The organism is Burkholderia sp. AU16741, assembly GCF_002223345.1.
GTDB classification, from domain to species: domain Bacteria; phylum Pseudomonadota; class Gammaproteobacteria; order Burkholderiales; family Burkholderiaceae; genus Burkholderia; species Burkholderia sola.
Genome location: NZ_NKEZ01000011.1, coordinates 575428 through 596407, shown reverse-complemented (window position 1 = coordinate 596407; position 20980 = coordinate 575428). Strand labels below are relative to the sequence as shown.

At 69.6% G+C, this 20980-nt stretch carries 17 protein-coding genes; 13 read left to right on the top strand and 4 right to left on the bottom strand.

Annotation, left to right across the window (positions count from 1 at the left end; genetic code table 11):
- Positions 1 to 23 precede the first annotated feature (23 nt).
- Positions 24 to 1820, bottom strand: a complete 1797-nt coding sequence (locus CFB89_RS31680) for an adenosylcobalamin-dependent ribonucleoside-diphosphate reductase (RefSeq protein ID WP_089471396.1) — start codon at positions 1818 to 1820, stop codon at positions 24 to 26.
- 234 nt (positions 1821 to 2054) lie between these two features.
- Here CFB89_RS31680 and CFB89_RS31675 point away from each other — a divergent pair, with 234 nt between their 5' ends.
- From CFB89_RS31675 to CFB89_RS31665, 3 genes are all read left to right on the top strand, one after another.
- Entirely contained in the window at positions 2055 to 2990 is a 936-nt protein-coding gene (locus CFB89_RS31675) for a 1-phosphofructokinase family hexose kinase (protein WP_089471395.1), read from the top strand.
- Positions 2991 to 3273: 283 nt separating this feature from the next.
- Entirely contained in the window at positions 3274 to 3723 is a 450-nt protein-coding gene (locus tag CFB89_RS31670) for a CBS domain-containing protein (protein WP_089471719.1), read from the top strand.
- The gene (locus CFB89_RS31665) at positions 3716 to 3952 is read left to right on the top strand and encodes a hypothetical protein (RefSeq protein ID WP_089471394.1); all 237 of its coding nucleotides are present in this window, start codon (positions 3716 to 3718) and stop codon (positions 3950 to 3952) included. Before CFB89_RS31670 ends, CFB89_RS31665 begins: the two co-directional genes overlap by 8 nt.
- Positions 3953 to 4058: 106 nt before the next feature.
- Here the strand turns inward: CFB89_RS31665 and CFB89_RS31660 are convergent, their stop codons facing one another.
- Complete coding sequence (locus tag CFB89_RS31660; protein ID WP_089471718.1) at positions 4059 to 5687, bottom strand: bifunctional aminoglycoside phosphotransferase/ATP-binding protein; 1629 nt, start codon at positions 5685 to 5687, stop codon at positions 4059 to 4061.
- A gap of 270 nt (positions 5688 to 5957) precedes the next feature.
- Here CFB89_RS31660 and CFB89_RS31655 point away from each other — a divergent pair, with 270 nt between their 5' ends.
- From CFB89_RS31655 to CFB89_RS31640, 4 genes are all read left to right on the top strand, one after another.
- Positions 5958 to 6752 (top strand): polysaccharide deacetylase family protein, encoded by a 795-nt coding sequence (locus CFB89_RS31655; protein WP_089471393.1) that lies wholly within the window; start codon positions 5958 to 5960, stop codon positions 6750 to 6752.
- Positions 6745 to 8001 (top strand): putative glycoside hydrolase, encoded by a 1257-nt coding sequence (locus CFB89_RS31650; protein ID WP_089471392.1) that lies wholly within the window; start codon positions 6745 to 6747, stop codon positions 7999 to 8001. The genes CFB89_RS31655 and CFB89_RS31650 overlap by 8 nt, the downstream gene beginning before the upstream one ends.
- Positions 8002 to 8305: 304 nt before the next feature.
- Entirely contained in the window at positions 8306 to 8782 is a 477-nt protein-coding gene (locus CFB89_RS31645; RefSeq protein ID WP_089471391.1) for a hypothetical protein, read from the top strand.
- Positions 8783 to 8852: 70 nt separating this feature from the next.
- Entirely contained in the window at positions 8853 to 11150 is a 2298-nt protein-coding gene (locus CFB89_RS31640; RefSeq protein ID WP_373559889.1) for a heavy metal translocating P-type ATPase, read from the top strand.
- 107 nt (positions 11151 to 11257) lie between these two features.
- Here CFB89_RS31640 and CFB89_RS31635 read toward each other — a convergent pair whose 3' ends face one another.
- Both CFB89_RS31635 and CFB89_RS31630 read right to left on the bottom strand, forming a co-directional pair.
- Entirely contained in the window at positions 11258 to 12346 is a 1089-nt protein-coding gene (locus CFB89_RS31635; RefSeq protein WP_089471390.1) for an aldose epimerase family protein, read from the bottom strand.
- Between the two features lie 27 nt (positions 12347 to 12373).
- Entirely contained in the window at positions 12374 to 13567 is a 1194-nt protein-coding gene (locus CFB89_RS31630; protein WP_089471389.1) for a DNA-binding transcriptional regulator, read from the bottom strand.
- A 265-nt stretch (positions 13568 to 13832) separates the two neighbouring features.
- Here CFB89_RS31630 and xylA point away from each other — a divergent pair, with 265 nt between their 5' ends.
- The 6 genes from xylA to CFB89_RS31600 all read left to right on the top strand — a co-directional run bounded on the left by xylA (position 13833) and on the right by CFB89_RS31600 (position 20936).
- Positions 13833 to 15155 (top strand): xylose isomerase, encoded by a 1323-nt coding sequence (xylA, locus tag CFB89_RS31625; RefSeq protein WP_089471716.1) that lies wholly within the window; start codon positions 13833 to 13835, stop codon positions 15153 to 15155.
- Positions 15156 to 15159: 4 nt separating this feature from the next.
- The gene (gene xylB / locus CFB89_RS31620; protein WP_089471388.1) at positions 15160 to 16638 is read left to right on the top strand and encodes a xylulokinase; all 1479 of its coding nucleotides are present in this window, start codon (positions 15160 to 15162) and stop codon (positions 16636 to 16638) included.
- Positions 16639 to 16725: 87 nt separating this feature from the next.
- Complete coding sequence (gene xylF / locus CFB89_RS31615; RefSeq protein WP_089471387.1) at positions 16726 to 17754, top strand: D-xylose ABC transporter substrate-binding protein; 1029 nt, start codon at positions 16726 to 16728, stop codon at positions 17752 to 17754.
- Positions 17755 to 17814: 60 nt separating this feature from the next.
- Complete coding sequence (gene xylG / locus CFB89_RS31610) at positions 17815 to 19374, top strand: D-xylose ABC transporter ATP-binding protein (RefSeq protein ID WP_089471386.1); 1560 nt, start codon at positions 17815 to 17817, stop codon at positions 19372 to 19374.
- Positions 19371 to 20582 carry a sugar ABC transporter permease gene (locus CFB89_RS31605; RefSeq protein WP_089471385.1) on the top strand — a complete coding sequence of 404 codons (1212 nt, stop codon included), beginning with the start codon at positions 19371 to 19373 and terminating at the stop codon, positions 20580 to 20582. The genes xylG and CFB89_RS31605 overlap by 4 nt, the downstream gene beginning before the upstream one ends.
- A gap of 36 nt (positions 20583 to 20618) precedes the next feature.
- On the top strand, positions 20619 to 20936 hold the full coding sequence (locus CFB89_RS31600) for a hypothetical protein (protein WP_089471384.1): 318 nt from the start codon (positions 20619 to 20621) through the stop codon (positions 20934 to 20936).
- Positions 20937 to 20980 lie beyond the last annotated feature (44 nt).

Sequence of the window (20980 nt, the reverse complement as noted above, 5' to 3'; positions counted from 1 at the left end):
GGCCGCTGGTCTGCGTGCGCCGTTCAACAGCCGATGCAGACCGGGCGCTCGCGCCGCGCCTGCGCCGCGTCGGCGGTCACGACCGACGCGAGCCGCGGATCGGGCCGAAACACCGTGATGCCCTTGAGCCCGTCACGCCATGCCTGGAAGAACAGAGCGTCGACGTCCGCGAGGGAACACCGCGCCGGCAGCGTCACGGTCTTCGAGATGCCGGCGTCGACGCACGGCTGCAGCGCCGCGAGCATCGCGACATGATCGACCGGCGCGATGTCCGCCGCCGTGACGAAATAATCCGGCAGCCTGACGGTGCCGCCATGCAGGTCGCGAAACAGCCGGTAAGCGTGATTCTCGACACGAAACGGCCGCACCCGTCCGTCCGCGGTGCGCACGAGGCGCCGCTGGGTCCAGCCGAGCGCCGGCTCGATCCCGTTCGAACAGTTGTCGCAGAACGCGAGACTCACGCTGCCGGCCGGCGCGAACGACAGCAGGTGGCTGTTGCGCAGCCCGTGCCGCGCGATCGCGTGGTGCACCTTCAGCGGCAGCGGCATGCGATGCGCGGGGCCGGTCAGATAGGCGGCGGGATCGTACGCGGGAAACGCGCCGCGCTCGGCGGCAAGCGCGGCCGACGCGGCGAACGCATGCTCGCGCATCGTCAGCGCGATCCCGCGTGCGAACGCCCGCGCTGGTGCACCGTCGTATCGCAGCCGCAGCATCGTCAGCGCGTCGCCCAGGCCGGTGACGCCGACGCCGATGCGGCGCGTGCGCCGCGCCTCGTAGGCATGCGCGGCGAGCGGCCACGCGCTCAGGTCGAGCACGTTGTCGAGCATGCGCACCTGGATGCGCACCGCGTCGGCGAGCCCGGGGAAATCGAAGCGCGGTGTGCCGTCGACCCCGAACGGATGATGGACGAAACGCGACAGGTCGATCGGCCCGAGCACGCAACTGCCGTACGGCGGCAGCGGCTGCTCGCCGCACGGGTTCGTCGCGTCGATCCGCTCGTGTTCGCGCAGCGGATTCGCGTCGCGGATCGTGTCGAGGAACAGCAGCCCCGGCTCGGCGCTGTCGCGCGCCGCGCCGACGATCTCGTGCCAGAGCGTGCGTGCCGGAATCGTCGCGTAAAGATATCGTCCGTCCGGCCGCCGGGGCCGTGCGCCGGCCCCGGAAAGGGGGCGCGCGTGATGGACGAGCGCCCAGGGCAGGTCCTGCCGGACTGCCTCCATGAACGCATCGGTGACGCCGACCGACAGGTTGAACGTCGGCCAGCGCGCCCGTCCGCGTTTGGCGGCGACGAAGGCCGCGAGATCTGGATGATCGCAGCGCAGCACCCCCATTTGCGCGCCCCGGCGCGGGCCGGTGAACGGCAGCGTCCGGCACATCGCGTCGAAGCGGTCGATCGCGACGCATGCACCCCGTTCGGACGACACGCGCCGTTCGTACGCGCCGGCAGGCGGCACCGGCGAGAAGTCGTAGCCGATTCCGCCGCCCATCAACAGCGTGAGCCGTGCGTCGTCGAGCGCACGCGCGAGTGCTGCATCGATGTCGCGCCATGGCGCGCCCGGCGGCATCGCGAGCGGATGGACGAAGCAGTTGACCATCGTTCCGCCGGTATCCGCGCCGGCGTTCGCGAGGATGCGGCCCGCGCCGATCGCGCCGCGCTGCAGGTTCCGGAAGAACGCGCGCGCCGCCTGCGCGCGCAGTTCGGCCGGCTCGGCGAGCGACAACGCCTGCGCGACGCGATGGAAGAGGGCCTCGCGAGACGTTTCGCCGGGCCGCGCATAGCGTTCGGTGAACACGGTGGTGCAAAGCGGCTGCTCGTCCATGGCGGGGCTCGGCAACGATGAATGACTCACTGTAGGAGCCCGCCCGGATGCGTCGTTGATCGAGCGCAAGCGGGCGCCTTCGCGGCGTGGCTTGACGGCGGTCAACGCGGTGGCCGGCATCGAACGTAAGGTGGAGCCACGGCCGGCATGCATCGGTTGCCGGGCGTCGCCGCGCCGGCGTCCGTTCCGAGAAGCCGGCGGGGCGTCCCAGCCATCGACCGAGAGCCACCCACCATGACCGACATCGTGACCGTCACGTTGAATCCCGCCGTCGATGTTGCTACGTCGGTCGAGCACATCGTCGAGTCGCACAAGCTGCGCTGCGCGCGGCCGCGGCGCGACCCCGGCGGCGGCGGAATCAACGTCGCCCGGACCGTTCACCGGCTCGGCGGCGATTGCGTCGCGCTGTACCTCGCCGGCGGGCCGACCGGCGACGTCCTGACGCGGCTGCTCGAAGCCGAGCATCTGCCGAGCGAGCGCATCCGGATCGCCGGCGAGACCCGCGAGAACGTGTGCGTGACCGAGACGGCGACCGGGCGCGAATACCGCTTCCTGATGCCGGGGCCGACGCTCACGCAGGCCGAGTGGCGCGACTGCGCGGCGCGCATCGACGCGATGCAACCGGCGCCGCGCTATCTCGTCCTGAGCGGCAGCCTGCCGCCCGGCGCCCCCGACGATCTCTACGCGACGTTGGCGCGGACGGCGAAGGCCAGGGGCAGCCGCGTGGCGGTCGACGCGGCGGGCCGGGCGCTGCAGGCGGCCCTCGAGGCCGGCGTGCATCTCGTCAAGCCCAGTATCGGCGAACTGAGCGCGCTGGCCGGCGAATCGCTCGACGACACGTCGGCATGCCGGAAGGCGAGCGAACTCGTGGCGCGCGGCCACGCCGACATCGTCGCGTTGACGCTCGGCGCGCGCGGCGCATGGGTCGTCACGCGCGATCGCACGCTGCGCCTGCCCGGCAGGCCGGCGGCGGTATGCAGCACGGTCGGCGCCGGCGACAGTTTCGTCGGCGGCATGGTGTGGGCGCTGGCGCGCGGCGTGCCGTTCGACGATGCGTGCCGCTACGCGCTGGCGGCGTCGGCGGCATCGGTCGAGCATCCGGGGACGGCACTGTGCACGCGCGACGACGTCGAGCGGATTCATGCCGAACTGGTTGCGCAGGCAAGCTGACGGGCGGGCGGCGCGAACCCCTCAGAGTCGTTCGACGTGTGCAAGGATTGCTTCGGCGTGGCGTAACGGCGGCGTTTCGATCAACTTGACGGGGCCTGACGGGCACGCGAAACCGCGGCGTCGGATGGCATTGCGTCAGACGAACCGGCGGTTGTTTGGGGTGCATGCGTGCGCTTGATGACCGGCGTCAACACCGCTCGTGCTGCAAGAGCGAAGATCGATGTTCGCGCGGGTCGATCGCGAGTCGACCGACGGCCCGCGTCGCCCGGGCAGGGGAGGGAACATGAATGCCGCGATGCTTTGCACCCGCGATGTCGCCATGTGTTCCGCGCAGATGACCGTCGTCGAGGCGGCCGCGATGATGCGCGATGCACACGCCGGCGATCTGGTCGTCGTACGGGAAAGAGAAGGACGATACGAGCCGGTCGGCATGCTGACCGACCGGGACATCGTGCTCGCCGTCGTCGGCCCCGACGCGCCGGCCGGTTCATTGTTCGTCGGCGACATCATGTCGGCCCCGGTCGCCGTCGCGGACGTCGACGACGATCTCTGGCTGCTCGCGAAGCGGATGCGCCAGCATGGCGTACGCCGATTGCCGGTGGTGGGCGACGGCGGTGCGCTGGTCGGCATCGTGTCGCTCGACGACCTGCTGCGCGCGGCCGCCGCGCTGCTCGACGAACTACGCCTCGTGGCGGCACGCCAGCCGTATTTCGAGGAAAAACAGCGTGGATGATGCGGTGTACGTCAGGGAGGGTTGCGACGTGCCTGCTCATCCACCCCTTCGCGCGTATATCGATACGGCGCCGGACACCTGTACGAGCGTCATCGTCGACCTGAACTGGAACGCGAGGCTTCATCTCGATCCGCGCGGCGCGGATCAGGCGCTGCGCGTCGTGACCGACCGGGGCCGTTACGCCGGGCTGTTCGATTACGACGATCCTACGCGCCCGTTCGGCCGTTGACCGTGCGCGCTCCCATCCCGTGCGATGCGACGCGTCAGATCGGGGAGCAGCGTTTGCGCGCGTAAAGTCGCCGGCCCGGCGCCCTCCGTGAACGCGGGGAGCCGTTTCACGCGGGCCGCACAACGCGCGGCTGCGTGCGTAGCACCGCGAACAACGGCGCCCAGAATGCGCGGTCGCCGTATGCCGCGGCGTCGCAATCGGTATCGAAGCGGATCGCGATCGCGGCCTCGGCCGGGGCCAGCGGCTCGGCATGGTCGATCTGCCGGGCCAGTACGGCCGTATCGGCGTCGGACGCATCGCGCCCGCGCTCGGCCCGCGCCGCGACACGCGCGACGAGCGTTGCCCGGCTCGCGACGAAATCGAGAACCGCGACGCGCACGCCGAGCCGCGCGGCGAGCGCGATGAAGGCCGCGCGGTGGCGCCGGCGCAGGAACGTTGCGTCGACGATCGTCGTGTAGCCGCTGCCGAGGACCACGCCGGCCTGCTCACGCAGTCTTTCGTAGATCGCGTCAATCGCCGAATCCGCGTAAGCGGCAGCGGACAGCCGGGTGTGCTCGGGCGCGCGGGCGTCGCGCTTGCGTTCGGCGTCGCTGGACAGCCGGATCGCGCCGATCTGTTCCGCCAGCGCGCGGCTGGCCACTGATTTGCCCGAACCGGACACGCCATGGCACAGCAGCAATGCCGGTTGCACATCGCACCGTGCCCGCGCCATGTCCGACGCAATCCGCAGATACCGACGGCGGGCCGCGTCGTCGCCGCGCAGCCGCGCAGTCATCGCCTGCACCAGCGCGCGATAGACGAAGTAGCACGGCAGCACGCCCAGCGCCGCATGGTCGCCCGTGCGGGCGAGCCATTCGGACAGGAGGCGGCGGGCGCAGTCGGCTCGCCCGCGGGCGGAATAATCCATCAGCGCAAACGCGAGGTCGCTCGCCACGTCGATCCAGCGCAGCGTGTCGTCGAACTCGATGCAGTCGAACATCAGGATGCGGTTGCGCCAGCGGACGACGTTGTCGAGATGCAGATCGCCGTGGCACGCGCGCACGAATCCGCGTGCATGCCGCTCGGCGAACTGCGGTGCGACGCGGGCCAGCTCGGCCTCGTACCAGCGGCGCAGCGCAACTTCCCCGGGCACCGTGACGTCGAGCGTGTCGCACAACTGCCGGCATTGAGCCACGACGCTGGCCGCGCTGCCCGGGCGGCCGCGCGGCGCACGGCGCGGCGCGTGCAGATGATGGCGGGCCAGTGTATCCGCGAGGGCGTCCGCGTCCGCCAGCCCCGCGCCGTGCGATGCGCTGCGGACCGACAACATGGCCTGCGCGTCGAACCGGCGCATCCGCACCACGTACTCGCCGGGCACCGCCTGCTGTCGATAGCGACGCGCGCCGGTTTGCACGGGCGGCCCGAAGGCGCTGCGCCGGCCGCGCGCCACGATCGGCCAGACGCCCAGGTAAAGCGGGCCGGCGAACGGTCGATTGAGCGTGCACTCCGCCAGTGCGCAGCGGCGACGCTGCGCGGGGCGGACGAGATCGACGAACGCGAATCGAACGGGCTTGATGCGCTTGTATGCGTAGCGCCCCGCCAGATAGACGACGGACAGATGGGTTTCGATCCGTACGATCCGGCCGGCGGGATGGGGGTAGGTGGCAGGCCGACGCAACGCGCGATCGAATTGCATGGCCTTTCGTCGTGCGGCTCCGCGGCTCGACGTGAACGGCAGACGTGGCGCTCTGGACATGGCGAACGAATCGATGGGCAGGGCGACTGCATGTCGCAGCGCCCGCGGGTTGTAGTCGAACGGAAACGGCACGTTCCCGTCTGCTCGATGCCGCGGGACCTGGCCGGCAGGCCGGGCACACGCGTGCGACGCCCCCATTGCAGCCGACTGTCGCCCGTTGCGGCTTGATGCGCGTCAAGCGCGCCGACGCCGCGATCGATCGTTGATCTGGCTCAGCGGATGGCACGGCGCGATCGCAAAAAATGGGGCACCTGTTCGACGAGATCCGCCATGGCCTTTCGACTGATCGCCTGCCTGCTGTTGTTGTCGTGCGTGTGGCCGGTTGCGTCCGCCGACGTCGCGTCGATCGCTTCTCCACCGCAGCGCGTGCTGATCCTGGCCTACCACCGGTTCGCGTCCGCGCGCCTGGATTCGATGACGGTGCGCGTCGACACGTTCCGCGACCAGTTGCAGGCGATCGAGGCGAACGGCTACCGCATCGTGCCGCTCGCCGACGTCGTACGCTGGCATGACGGCCAGCGCGATGCCGTGCCGGCGCGCGCGGTCGCGATCACGGTCGACGACGGTCACCGCTCGGTGTACGAGGTGCTGCGCCCGTTGCTGGCGGCGCATCCGGCGCCGGTCACGCTGTTCATCTATCCGTCGGCCATCTCCAATGCCCGCTACGCGATGACGTGGGACCAACTCCGCACGCTCGGGCGGGCCGGCGGATTCGACATCGAGTCGCATACGGTCTGGCATCCGAATTTCCGCAGCGAGCGTGCCCGGCTCGCGCCGGACGACTACCGGCGTTTCGTGTCGTTCCAGCTGAGCCGGTCGCGCGCGCGGCTCGAGGCCGAAACCGGCGAGCCGGTCAGTCTGCTGGCCTGGCCGTTCGGCATCCACGATGCGCAGACCGACGCGCTCGCCGCTCGCGAAGGCTATGTCGCGGCGTTCACGCTCGATGCCCGCCCCGTTCGTGTCACCGACCCGGCCATGGCGTTGCCGCGCTATCTGATGACGGACGCGTGCGACACACGATGCATGAACGGAATACTGAGAACCGCCGGAGAAAACCGTGATTGAGCGCCTGTTCGTCTGTCTGCTCGTGTCGCTCGCCGGTTTCGCCGTCCGGGCGGCGCCCGTCGCGATCAACGTTGTCGATGCCACGAACGGGCGTCCGCTGGCCGGCGCGATCGGCCACGCGGCGGGCGTGAACCGGACCGCGGATCGCGATGGCGCGTTTTCACTGGAGCTCGATGCGAACGGGACACGCGTCAGCGTGCGTGCGGCGGGCTACGCGCGAACGGAAGTCACGCTGACGCCGGCCGCGGTCGCGCACACGATCCGCATGACGCCGATGCGCCCGAAAGCGGTCTACCTGTCCGCATACGGCGTCGCGGATCGCACGCTGCGCGACGCGGCGCTGGCCCTCCGGGACAAGACGGCGATCAATGCGCTCGTCATCGACGTGAAGGGCGACAGCGGCGTGACGCCTTATCGCAGCCAGGCGCGTGAGATTTCCGGCGCGGCGAACAATGTATCCGGCGCGATCGTTCATCCGCCCGATCTGCCGGACCTGCTGCGGACGTTCCACGCACGCGGCCTTTACCTGATCGCGCGCATCGTCGTGTTCAAGGACGATCCGCTCGCGCGCGCCCATCCCGAGTGGGCCGTGCGCGACGCGGCCGGCGAGATCTGGGAAGACCGCGAGCATCAGCGCTGGATCGACCCGACGTCGCGCGCGGCGTGGCAGCACAATTACGATGTCGCCGAAGAGGCGGCCCGCATGGGCTTCGACGAAATCCAGTTCGACTACCTGCGGTTTCCCGACGCCAACGGCCTGCGGTTCGCCGAGCCGAATACCGAACCCAACCGGGTCGCGGCGATCAGCGGATTCCTCACCGGTGCGCGCGCGCGGCTGCAGCCGTACAACCTCTACCTGTCGGCCGATATCTTTGGGTACGTCTGCTGGAACGCCGACGATACGGCAATCGGACAGCGGCTCGATGCGCTCGTGCCGGTGGTGGACTACGTGTCGCCGATGCTGTATCCGTCCGGCTTCACGTGGGGCCTGCCCGGTTGCCGGAAACCGACCGAGCATCCGGGCGAGATCGTTTCGCGGTCGCTGGAGGAGGCGAAGCGCCGCACCGGGCTGGACGGTGTCCGGTTCAGGCCGTGGCTCCAGGCGTTTCGCGACTATGCATTCGATCGCCGGCTGTTCGATGCCGACGAGATTCGCGCCCAGGTCGACGCGGCCGATGCGGCAGGCACGGATGGCTGGATGCTGTGGAACCCGCGCAATCGCTACGATCCTGTCGCGGTGCCGCGCTGACCGGCAGGCCCGGATGAAGGTCGCGATCGACGATTGAATCATCGCCAGCTCCTCGATCCGGCGGCGGGGCGGAAGAACCGCGCCCCGGCCGCGACATGTTGTGTCCTGTCACGTCTCCAGTATTGGCGGCGGCGCCGCTCGGGACGACGGGGCGCGATGGTTTTATCGCGGTGACTGCCCCGGCTGCGTGCTCGTCGACTGCCGCGCACTTGACATGCGTCAACGGGAGATCGTGGTTTCGCGCGACGCTGGCATCGTCCTCGATACGCATGCGCGAGGTGCGTGGTCAATCAGGAGAGTGAAGATGGGTGCCCCAACCGTGAAGATGCTGCTGCTGGCAGCGTGCCTGCTGAACGTCGGCGCGAGCGCGCTGGCCGACACGTCGACCGAACCGGTCGTGCGCAACGGTGTCGCTTATATCACCGGCGGAATCGGCCAGGACGAGGTCACCGCGTTTCGCGACGTTGCGCCTCGATATAACCTGCGGCTCACGTTCGCCTCGAAGTCCGGCCAGTATCTTTCCGATGTCGATGTCTCGCTGTCGTCGGGCAAGTCGACGGTGCTCGACGTTCGCACGCGCGGGCCGTTCCTGTTCGCGCGCGTGCCGCCGGGGAGATACACCGTGTCCGTGCACGACCGGGCCGTTCAGGAAGTCCGGCGCGTCGTCGTCCCGGCGCGGGGGGCCGTCGATGTGCGCTTTTCGTGGCACGACCCTGACCGGCGCGGGACGATGCGTCTGTGTACGGGGTGCGCCGGCCCGCAGGCGCAACCGGACCGCTAGCCACACTGCGATCGGCCCTCCGCAACCGGAACCGGATGCGCCGAACCCGCCTTGCACGGCAACCGGAAGAATGGTCATGTCCCGAATTCCCTGGTCGATCGAGCTCGCGTTGCTGGTCCTGGCGGCCGTTACGCTCGCGGCAGGCGGCATGTGCGCGGCATTCGGCCTGCCTTCGCTCGCGCGGGTGGTATGGCTGCTGGGTACGGTGCCGGTCTTGCTCGAGTTGACGGTCTCCCTTGCAAGGGCCGTGGTGAAACGGCAGGCCGGTATCGACGTGCTCGCATGGCTGGCAATCGGCCTCGCAATCGCGCTCGACGAGACGCTGACGGCCGCGGTCATCGCGTTGATGCTCGCAAGCGGCCGGACGCTGGAACGGTATGCGCAAGATCGCGCGCAACGCGAGATGACCGCGCTGCTCGGTCGCGCGCCGCGGCAGGCGACCCGGTTCGAGAACGGCGAATGGCGTGCCGTCGCGCCGGACACCATCATTCCGGGTGACAGGCTGCTCGTGCGTAGCGGCGAATGCGCGCCGGTCGACGGCACGTTGACCGGCGACGCGGAGCTCGACGAATCGATGCTGACCGGCGAGTCGTCCACCCAGCGGCGACGTTCCGGGGAAAACGTCTGCGGCGGCGCGGTCAACGCAGGCGCGCCGTTCGAAATGGTCGCCCGCACCACGGCTGGCGACAGCACGTTCGCAGGCATCGTCCGCATGGTCGAGCGCGCTCGACACGAGCGCGGCCCGTCCGTGCGTCTCGCGGATCGTTACGCCGCGTTCTTCGTGTGCGCCGCGCTGCTCGTCGCCGGCATCGCGTGGCTGCTGACCGGCGACGTCGCGCGCGCGCTCGCCGTGCTCGTCGTCGCCACGCCTTGTCCGTTGATCCTCGCCGTGCCGGTCGCGATCGTGTCCGGCCTGTCGCGCTGTTCGAAGCGCGGCATCCTCGTCAAAGGCGGGGGCGCGCTTGAACGCCTGGCGCAAGCGACGATCCTGTTCTTCGACAAGACCGGCACGCTGACGGGCGGGCGCGCCCGCATCGTGGCGATCGAATGCGGTGCCGGCATCGGAACGGACGACGTGCTGCGTTTCGCGGCATCGTTGGCCCAGGCGTCGGGCCACGTCATTTCCGATGCACTGACGGTCGCGGCGCGAGAACGCCGAATCGACCTGTCGCCGCCGTCGCACGTCCTCGAAACGGCCGGCGAGGGCTTGACCGGCCGGGTCGACGGCCGGACCGTCAGGATCGGCAAGTTCGGATACGTCCGCACCGGCTCGGCGGATGCCCCGTGGAGCGGGGCATTCCTGAAGCGGGTCGGCAACGCGGGTGGGGCTGCCGTGTTCGTCGGCGTCGATGGCGTCATGGTCGGCGCGATCCAGATGGCCGACCAGGTGCGGCTGGAAACGCCGCGGGCGTTACGGCTGCTCAAACGCGCGGGCGTCGAGCGCCTCGTCATGCTGACCGGCGACCGGCGCGACATTGCCCGGGCCGTCGGCGAACTGCTCGGCGTCACCGACGTGCGCGCCGAACAGACGCCGGCGGACAAGCTTGCCGCGATCCAGGCCGCCCGCAAGGAGGGCGTGACGATCATGGTCGGCGACGGCGTGAACGACGCGCCGGCGCTGGCGGCGGCCGACGTCGGCATCGCGATGGGCGCCCGGGGCGCGGCCGCGTCATCCGAAGCCGCCGACGTGGTCTTGCTGGTGGATCGGCTGGATCGACTCGTGGATGCGGTGCGCATCGCCCGTCGATCGCGCCGGATCGCGCTCGAGAGCGTGGTGGTCGGCATGTCGTTGTCGATCGTCGCGATGGCGATCGCGGCTGCGGGATATCTGCCGCCGATTGCCGGTGCGGTGATTCAGGAAGTCGTCGACGTCGTCGTGATCGTCAATGCGCTGCGCGTGCTGCTCGTGCGCCCGCGGCCGCCTGAAACCCGACTGGCCGATGTCGACGTCGAGCAACTCAAGCGCGAGCACGCGGCCTTGTCGCCGTTGCTGGACCGGATCAGGGAGCTCGCGGGCCGCTTGCCGCAACTATCCGGAGCCGGCATCGCCAGCGAGCTTGCCGACGTCGTCGACGCGCTGGATCAACGGCTACTGCCGCACGAGCGCGCCGACGACCGGGAAGTCTACGCGCGTCTTGCGCCGTTGCTCGGGGGTGAGGATCCGCTCGCGGCGATGAGCGGCGCCCATCGGGAGATCTTCACGTTGGTCCGATCGCTCAGGCAGATGGGCGCGGACCTGTCGCGCGACGGGACGGACGCCATGCAGGTTCAGGCGATACAACGCGTGCTGTACGGGCTCGACGCGATCGTACGCCTGCATTGCGCGCAGGAGGAGGAACTGTTCCACGCCGTCGGCGCGGATGCGTGACGACGCGTCGAAACGCGTCACGTATGCGCTGCGCGACGAAAGCCGGATCATGCAGCAGCGGTCGATGTCGGCGCGGCCCCCCAGTGTCGACGATGCCGCCCGCCGCACTATGCGTGAACGGCGACCCGATACCGCGTGGTCTGCCGATAGACGTCGCCCGGACGAACGATCACGTCGTCGCGTAGGCCGTCCATGTTGACCTGGTCCGGAAAGCCGCCCGCCTCGACGCACAGCGCCGCGTGCTGCCCGCAGCGCGTGCCGCCGCTCACGCGCAGGCCGCCGAGATAGTTGCCGGTATAGAGCTGCAGCCCGCGCTGATCGGTCGACACGATCAACTCGCGGCCGCTTTCGGGATCGTAGATTCGCGCGACCGGCCGGACCTCGCGCGCGCCGTTGCCCACGACGTAGCAATGATCGAAGCCGCGCGCCCGCGCCAGTTGCGCATGCGGCCAGTCCAGACGTGCGCCGAGCGGCGCGCTTTGCCGGAAATCGAACGCCGTGCCCGTCACGTCGGCCGTGCCGGTCGGGATCAGCGCGTCGTCCACTTCGAGGAACGCGTCGGCGTCGATGTGCAGCAGATGGCCGCGCACGTCGCTGCCCGCGCGCCCGTTCAGGTTGAAGTAGCTGTGGTTCGTCAGGTTCAGCGGCGTCGGCGCATCGGTCCACCCCGAATAATCGATCGTCAGCGTGCCGTCGTCGTCGAGCGTATAGCGCACCTGCACGCTCACGTTGCCGGGGAATCCCGCGTCGCCTTCCGGCGAATCGAGCCGCAGCGTGAGCCCGCCGCTATCGTCGACCACGTCCCAGCGCGCGCGATGAAAACCGTTCGCGCCGCCGTGCAGCAGATTGCCGTTCTCGTTGCGGTCGAGCAGGTAATCGACGCCGTCGAGCGTGAAGCGCGCGCCGGCGATCCGGTTCGCCCAGCGGCCGACGGTCGCGCCGAGATAGGCGCCGGATGCGAGGTACTCGGCCGGCGTGTCGTGCGCGAGCACGATGTCGGCCAGGCGCCCGGTGCGATCGGGCGCGAGCCACGACACGACGGTCGCGCCGAGGTCGCTGACGACGACGCGCATCCCGTGCGCGTTGCGCAGCGTGTAGCGCCGCACGGGCTCGCCGTCGGGCAGCGTGCCCCACGGCTCGGCCAGCACGCGTGCCGCGCCGGGTGTCGGAGGTGAGGATTCGGTATCGATGTGCATGAGTGGATGTCGAATGGGCGGCGCGCGTCAGTTCGTGGCGGCCGCACGGTCCTGATATTCGCGCGGCGTGCAGCCGAGTTCGCGCCGGAACACCGCGTACATGTATTGAAGCGACGTGAACCCGCAACGGATCGCGACTTCGGCGCTCGACGCCTGCCGGCCGGCGAGCAGCGCCTGCGCGGCTTCGAGTTTGTGACGCAGGATCTCCTGATGGACGGTGCGCTGCAGTTCGCGCCGGAAGTGCTCCTCGAGCAGCGAGCGCGACACGCCGACGTAGTCGGCGACCTGTTCGGTCTTGATGCCCTGGCACGCGTACTGACGGATGAAATGCCGGGCGCGCATCACGTGCGGGCTCGCCAGCGGCTGGTGGCGCGTCGATTCGAGCACGTTGATGCCGACCGGCGGCACGAGAATGCGCTGCCCGGGAAAGCGCGCCCCCAGTAGCATCCGGTGCAGCAGGTGCGCGGCGGTGCGGCCCATTTCCTCGGTGCCCTGGATCACCGACGACAGCGGAATGCGCGTCAGCGTGCGTGTGAGCGGATCGTTGTCGATCCCGATGATCGCGACCTGTTCCGGCACCGCGATGCCGGCGATCAGGCACGCCTGCAGCAGATGCCGCGCGCGCGCATCGGTCACCGCGATCACGCCGACCGGCTTCGGCAGCGCATGCAGCCAGTCGACCAATTGCTCGATCGCGTGATTCCAGCCCGACGCGCTGGTCGACAGCCCGCGATAGATCGGCGCGTCGAGCCCGTCCGCGCGCGCGAGCCGGTCGAACGCCAGCTCGCGCTGCTGCGCCCAGCGGTTCTCCTGCGCGACCGGCAGGCTGTACATCGCGAAGTGCGCGAGGCCGGCGCCGATCAGATGCGTATACGCGAGCGACACGAGCTTCGGGTTGTCCGTCGCAATATATGGGACATCGTCCGGGTACTGCGCCGGATCCTCGTACGACGATCCGATCGCGACGATCGGCAGCGGCGAGCCGGCGAGCGCGTCGGCGACGGCCGGGTCGTCGAAGTCCGCGATGATGCCGTCGCCGTCGAAACGTTCGATCCCGGTGAGCCGGCAGCGGAAATCGTCTTCGAGGAACAGGTCCCACACGACGCGCGTCGTGTGCAGGTATTGGCCGATGCCGCTGATGATCTCGCGGTCGTAGACCTTGTTCGCGTTGAACAGCAGCGCGATGCGGTGCGGTGTCTGGGCGGATGGGGCGCGTGTCATTTCGGTGTCGGGGCGCGCGCCCGGCGGGCGCGGTGCCGTTGTCTCCGGGGCGCGCTCGCGGAGGCGGCGCGGTTGTCTGGTGTACGGCGATTGTAGGACGGAACGCGGGCCGCACGCGTACGACTGGCAAGAAACATCAAGCACGCTGCGCAATTTCGCAATTGCCGGCCGGCAGGCGCGGGGGCACGATCCAGCCAACCGAATTCGGCCGCGTGCGTCGCCGCGACGCGCGTTGCGCTGCAACAAGAACCTGCACGGAGACGCCATGTCGTATTTCGAACACATTCCCGCGATTCGCTACGAAGGCCCGCAGTCGGACAATCCGCTTGCGTATCACCATTACGACCCCGACAAGCGCGTGCTCGGCAAGACGCTCGCCGAACATCTGCGGATCGCGGTCTGCTACTGGCATACGTTCGTCTGGCCCGGCCACGACATCTTCGGTCAGCCCGCGTTCCAGCGGCCGTGGCAGCAGCCGGGCGACGCGCTCGAACGGGCGCGGATGAAGGCCGACGCCGCATTCGAATTCTTCACGAAGCTCGGCACGCCGTTCTATACGTTCCATGACACCGACGTCGCGCCGGAAGGCGACAGCCTGCGCGAATACGCGGCCAATTTCGCGCGAATGGCCGACTATCTCGGCGAGCGCCAGGAGGCAAGCGGCGTGCGGTTGTTGTGGGGCACCGCGAACCTGTTCTCGCACCCGCGCTTCGCGGCGGGCGCCGCGACGAACCCGAACCCCGACGTGTTCGCGTGGGCCGCGACCCAGGTGCGCCACGCGCTCGACGCGACCCATCGGCTCGGCGGCGAGAACTACGTGCTGTGGGGTGGACGCGAAGGCTACGAGACGCTGCTCAATACCGACCTGAAGCGCGAGCGCGACCAGTTCGCCCGCTTCCTGTCGATGGTCGTCGAGCACAAGCACAGGATCGGCTTCAAGGGCGCGCTGCTGATCGAGCCGAAGCCGCAGGAGCCGACCAAGCACCAGTACGACTACGACGTCGCGACCGTGCACGGCTTTCTCGTGCAGTACGGGCTGCAGAACGAGATCCGCGTGAACATCGAGGCGAACCACGCGACGCTCGCCGGTCATTCGTTCCATCACGAGATCGCGAATGCGTTCGCGCTCGGCGTGTTCGGCAGCGTCGACGCGAACCGCGGCGATCCGCAGAACGGCTGGGATACCGACCAGTTCCCGAACAGCGTCGAGGAGCTGACGCTCGCGTTCTACGAGATCCTGCGCCACGGCGGCTTCACGACCGGCGGGATGAACTTCGACGCGAAGGTGCGCCGCCAGAGCATCGATCCGGAAGACCTGTTCTACGGCCACGTCGGCGCGATCGACGTGCTCGCGCTCGCGCTCGAACGCGCGGCGGTGCCGGTCGAGAACGACCGGCTCGACGCGCTGCGCCGGCAGCGTTATGCGCGGTGGGACGATGAATTCGGCCGCAAGATCCTGTCGGGTGGCTACACGCTGGAGTCGCTGGCGGCCGACGCGCTCGCGCGCGGTGTGGACCCGCGGCATGCGAGCGGTGCGCAGGAGCGGCTGGAGAACATCGTGAACCAGGCGATCTACGGGCTGCGCTGACGCCATGTACATCGGACTCGATCTCGGCACGTCGGGCGTGAAGGCGGTGCTGCTCGACCGCGACGGCGCGGTGCGCGCCAGCGCGAGCCGCCCGCTGACGGTGAGCCGGCCGCGGCCGCGCTGGTCCGAGCAGGCGCCGCGCGACTGGTGGGAGGCCGCCTGCGGCGCGCTTGCCGCAGTCGTGGCGGATGCGCGTTCGGCCGGCATCGATCCGCGCGACATCGACGCGCTCGGGTTGACCGGCCAGATGCACGGCGCGACGCTGCTCGATGCGCACGGCGACGTGCTGCGCCCCGCGATTTTGTGGAACGACGGGCGTGCGGACGCCGAGTGCGACGAACTCGAACGGCTCGCGCCGTCGCTGCGCACGGTGGCCGGCAACGTCGCGATGCCGGGCTTCACCGCGCCGAAGCTGCTGTGGGTGCGGCGTCACGAGCCCGACGTGTTCGCGCGCATCGCCTACGTGCTGCTGCCGAAGGATTATCTGCGCTACCGGCTGACCGGCGCGTTCGCCACCGATCCGTCGGATGCCGCGGGCACGCTGTGGCTCGACGTCGCGAAGCGCGATTACGACGATACGCTGCTCGCCGCCTGCGGGCTGTCGCGCACGCAGATGCCGGCCGTCTTCGAGGGCAACCGCATCACCGGCACGCTGCTGCCGGCCGTCGCACGGGCGCTCGGCCTGCGCGAGATCCCGGTGGTGGCCGGCGGCGGCGACAACGCGGCCGGCGCGGTCGGCGTCGGGATCGTGCGGCCCGGCGACGCGCTGCTGTCGCTCGGCACGTCGGGCGTGTATTTCGCGGTGTCGGACGGGTTTCGCGCGAATCCCGAATCGGCGGTGCACAGCTTCTGCCATGCGCTGCCCGATACCTGGCATCTGATGTCGGTGATGCTGAACGCGGCCGGCTGCATCGACTTCACCGCGCAACTGGCCGGCTACGACGGCGTCGCGGCGCTGCTCGACGACGCCGAAACGCACGCACGCGCGAGCCGCCCGTGGTTCCTGCCGTACCTGAGCGGCGAGCGCACGCCGCACAACGACGTGAACGCGAAGGGCGTGTTCTATGGGCTCACGCCCGACACGCGGCGCGCCGATTTCGCGAACGCGACGCTCGAAGGCGTCGGCTTCGCGCTGCTCGACGGCATCGACGCGCTGCATGCGGCCGGGCTCGCCCCCGACAGCATTACCGTGATCGGCGGCGGCTCGCGCAGCGCGTACTGGACGCAGATGCTCGCCGATCTGAGCGGCCGCGCGCTGACGCTGCGCGAGGGCGGCGAGGTGGGGCCGGCGCTCGGCGCCGCGCGCCTCGCGCATCTCGCGCTCGAGCCCGATGCGCGGCTCGGCGACGTGTGCCCGCAGCCACCCGTCGTCGCGGTGCGCGAGCCCGATCCCGAGCGGCACGCATGGTATCGCGACGTGCGGCGGCCGACGTTTCGCGCGCTGTATCGTGCGCTCGAACCGGTGTTTGCGACCGGCGCGTGAGACGCACGTCGCAGTGACTCGATGCGGGCGGTGCAATCCGGCGGCCGCCCGCGGTTCGTGAGTGGTTCCATAACAAGGAGTGGAGACATGAAATCCGTGACGCGTCGTACCGTATTGAGTTCGCTTGCCGGCGCCGCCGCGCTGGCGATCCTCGCACTGGGCTCGCCGCTCGCCCATGCGAGCAAGGACAAGCCCGAGATCGGCTTCTGCATCGACGATCTGCGCGTCGAGCGCTGGTCGCGCGATCGCGACTATTTCGTCGCGGCCGCGACGAAGCTCGGCGCGAAGGTGTCGGTGCAGTCGGCCGATGCGAGCGAGGAGCGGCAGATTTCGCAGATCGAGAACCTGATCTCGCGCGGCGTCGACGTGATCGTGATCGTGCCGTTCAACTCGAAGACGCTCGGCAACGTCGTCGCCGAGGCGAAGAAGGCCGGCATCAAGGTCGTGTCGTACGACCGCCTGATCCTCGACGCGGACGTCGACGCATACATCTCGTTCGACAACGAGAAGGTCGGCGAACTGCAGGCGCAGGGCGTGTTCGACGCGAAGCCGAAGGGCAACTACTTCCTGCTGGGCGGCGCGCCGACCGACAACAACGCGAAGATGCTGCGCGAAGGACAACTGAAGGTGCTCAAGCCCGCGATCGACCGCGGCGACATCAAGGTCGTCGGCCAGCAGTGGGTGCCCGAATGGAGCGCATCGACCGCGCTGCGGATCGTCGAGGACGCGCTGACCGCGAACAACAACAAGATCGACGCGATCGTCGCATCGAACGACGGCACGGCCGGCGGCGCGATCCAGGCGCTCGCCGCGCAGCATCTGGCCGGCAAGGTGCCGGTGTCCGGGCAGGATGCGGATCTGGCCGCGGTCAAGCGCGTGATCGCCGGCACGCAGACGATGACCGTCTACAAGCCGCTGAAGCTGATCGCGAGCGAAGCCGCGAAGCTCGCGGTCGATCTCGCGAAGGGCACGAAGCCCGCGTTCAACGCGCAATACGACAACGGCAAGAAGAAGGTCGACACGGTGCTGCTGCAGCCGACGCTGCTGACCAAGCGCAACGTCGACGTCGTCGTGAAGGACGGCTTCTATACCCAGGCCCAGCTGGCGAGCCAGTAACGGCACGACGCGCGGGCGGCGCACCGTCGCGCCCGCGCGCATCCTGCGAGGCATGAACGAATGACGGAACCCTTGCTGACGATGCGCGGCATCGTCAAGGCATTCGACGGCGTGAAGGCGCTCGACGGTATCGACCTGACCGTGCGCCCCGGCGAATGCGTCGGGCTGTGCGGCGAGAACGGCGCCGGCAAGTCGACGCTGATGAAGGTGCTGTCGGGCGTGTACCCGCACGGCACGTGGGACGGCGAAATCCGCTGGGAAGGCGCGCCGCTCGCGGCATCCGGCATACGCGACACCGAGCGCGCGGGCATCGTGATCATCCATCAGGAACTGATGCTCGTGCCCGAACTGTCGGTGGCCGAGAACATCTTCCTCGGCAACGAGATCACGCTGCCGGGCGGGCGCATGCACTTCGCGGCGATGGTCCAGCGGGCGGAGGAACTGCTGCACGAACTGCGGATCGACGCGATCAACGTCGCGCAGCCGGTGATGAACTACGGCGGCGGCCACCAGCAGCTGATCGAGATCGCGAAGGCGTTGAACAAGCAGGCGAAGCTGCTGATCCTCGACGAACCGTCGTCGTCGCTGAGCGCGTCGGAAACGCGGATCCTGCTCGACATCGTGCGCGACCTGAAGCGGCGCGGCGTGGCGTGCGTGTACATCTCGCACAAGCTCGACGAGGTGGCGGCCGTGTGCGACACGGTCACCGTGATCCGCGACGGACGCCATGTCGCGACCGAGCCGATGGCCGCGCTGACCACCGACCGCATCATCGCGATGATGGTCGGCCGCGAGATCCGCGACCTGTATCCGCGCGAGCCGCACGAGATCGGCGACGTCGTGCTCGACGTGCGCCATGTGACGTGCCGCGACGTGACCAACGCGCGCCGCAAGCGCGTCGACGACGTGTCGTTCAGCGTGCGGCGCGGCGAGATCGTCGGCGTCGCCGGGCTCGTCGGCGCGGGCCGCACCGAGTTGATGCAGGCGATCTTCGGCGCGTATCCGGGCGCGTGCACGGCGAGCGTGACGATGAACGGCCGGCCGCTCGCGATCCGCTCGCCGGCCGACGCGATCCGCGCCGGCATCGCGATGGTGCCGGAGGACCGCAAGCGCCACGGCATCGTGCCGCAGCTCGGCGTGGGCCACAACATCACGCTCGCGGTGCTGCGGCGCTTCGCGGCGCGCGGGCGCATCGACGCGGCCGCCGAGCTCGACGCGATCCGCACCGAGATGCAGCGGCTGTCGGTGCGCGCCGCGCATCCGTTCCTGTCGATCGCGAGCCTGTCGGGCGGCAATCAGCAGAAGGCGGTGCTCGCGAAGATGCTGCTGACCGAGCCGCAGGTGCTGATCCTCGACGAACCGACGCGCGGCGTCGACGTGGGCGCGAAGGCCGAGATCTACCGGCTGATCTTCGCGCTGGCCAGGCGCGGCGTCGCGCTGATCGTCGTGTCGTCGGAACTGCCGGAAGTGCTCGGCCTCGCCGATCGCGTGCTGGTGATCGGTGAAGGCGAGCTGCGCGGCGATTTCGTCAACCAGGGCCTCACGCAGGAACAGATTCTCGCCGCCGCGCTGAAGCCCGCGCGGGCGGCCGCCGAACCCACCGCAGCGAGTGCGACATGAATTCCGAACTTTCTTCCTCGACCCCGGCGACGCCGGATACCGATGCGCGTCGTCCCGACGGGCATGCGCCGCGGCTCGCGCTGCGCCACGTCTTCACGCGCTACAAGGTGCTCGCGCTGCTGTTCGCGGTCGTCGCGATCTGGGCGTTCTTCTCGGTGCTGACGGACGGCGCGTTCGTCACGCCGCGCAACGTATCGAACCTGCTGCGGCAGATGTCGATCACCGGCATGCTCGCGTGCGGGATGGTGTTCGTCATCATCGCGGGCGAGATCGACCTGTCGGTCGGCTCGCTGCTCGGGCTGCTCGGCGGCGTCGCCGCGATCCTCGACGTCAACCGCCACTGGCCGGTCGCGGCGACGGTCCCGGTCGTGCTCGCGCTCGGCGTGCTGATCGGGCTCTTCAACGGCTGGTGGTCGACCTATCGGCGCGTGCCGTCGTTCATCGTCGGGCTCGGCGGGATGCTCGCGTTTCGCGGCATCCTGCTCGGCGTGACGGGCGGCTCGACGATCGCGCCCGTGTCGGACGGCTTCGTGTTCATCGGGCAGGGCTATCTGCCGCGCGTTGCCGGGGACGCCCTCGCGGTGCTGCTGTTCGTGGTCGCGACGCTGCTGGTGGTGCGCCAGCGCGGCACGCGGCGGCGCTATCGGCTCACGGTCGCGCCGTTGTGGCAGGACGTCGCGAAGATCGTCGGTGCCGGCGCCGTGCTGTTCGCGTTCGTCGCGACGCTCGACCGTTACGGCGGAATTCCGGTGCCCGTGCTGCTGCTGCTCGTGCTGCTCGGCGTGTTCTCGTGGATCGCGACGCAGACCGTGTTCGGCCGGCGCATCTATGCGGTGGGGTCGAACCTGGAAGCGACGCGGCTGTCGGGCGTGGACACCGATCGTGTGAAGCTCGTGATCTTCGCGCTGATGGGGCTGATGTGCGCGTTCGCCGGCCTCGTCAACACGGCGCGGCTCGCGGCCGGGTCGCCGTCCGCCGGCTCGATGGGCGAGCTCGATGCGATCGCCGCGTGCTTCATCGGCGGCACGTCGATGCGCGGCGGGTCGGGCACCGTCTACGGCGCGCTGATCGGCGCGCTCGTGATGGCGAGCCTCGACAACGGGATGTCGATGCTCGACGTCGACGCGTACTGGCAGATGATCGTCAAGGGCGCGGTGCTGGTGCTCGCGGTGTGGATCGACGTGGTGTCGCGCTCGAACCGGCGGTGACGCGCCGTCGGTCGCGAGTCGACAAAGAGGAAGATCATGGAACGAAACACGATGCGCGTGCCCGATGTTGCCGTGCTGGCGGCCGGCCCGTTCGCGATGCCGGATGCCGGTTCCGTGCTGGGCCTGGATGACCCGCGCGACCGGCAGGTGATCGCGGATGCATTGCGCGCGCTGCTGCGCGAGCGTTCCGAGGCGCTCGCGTTCGCGATGCGCATGGCCGACCAGTGCGGCCGGCCGCGGCCCGATGCGGCCGATTTCGCGCTGACCGACATCATTCGGCTCGCGCGCATCGTCGAGCGGATCGAGCGGGACGGCGTGTCGAAGCGCGCGGCCGTGCCCGCGGGTGGAGGCTGACGGCGCACCGTCCGCCGTCATGGTTGGCCGACACGCCCGACGCC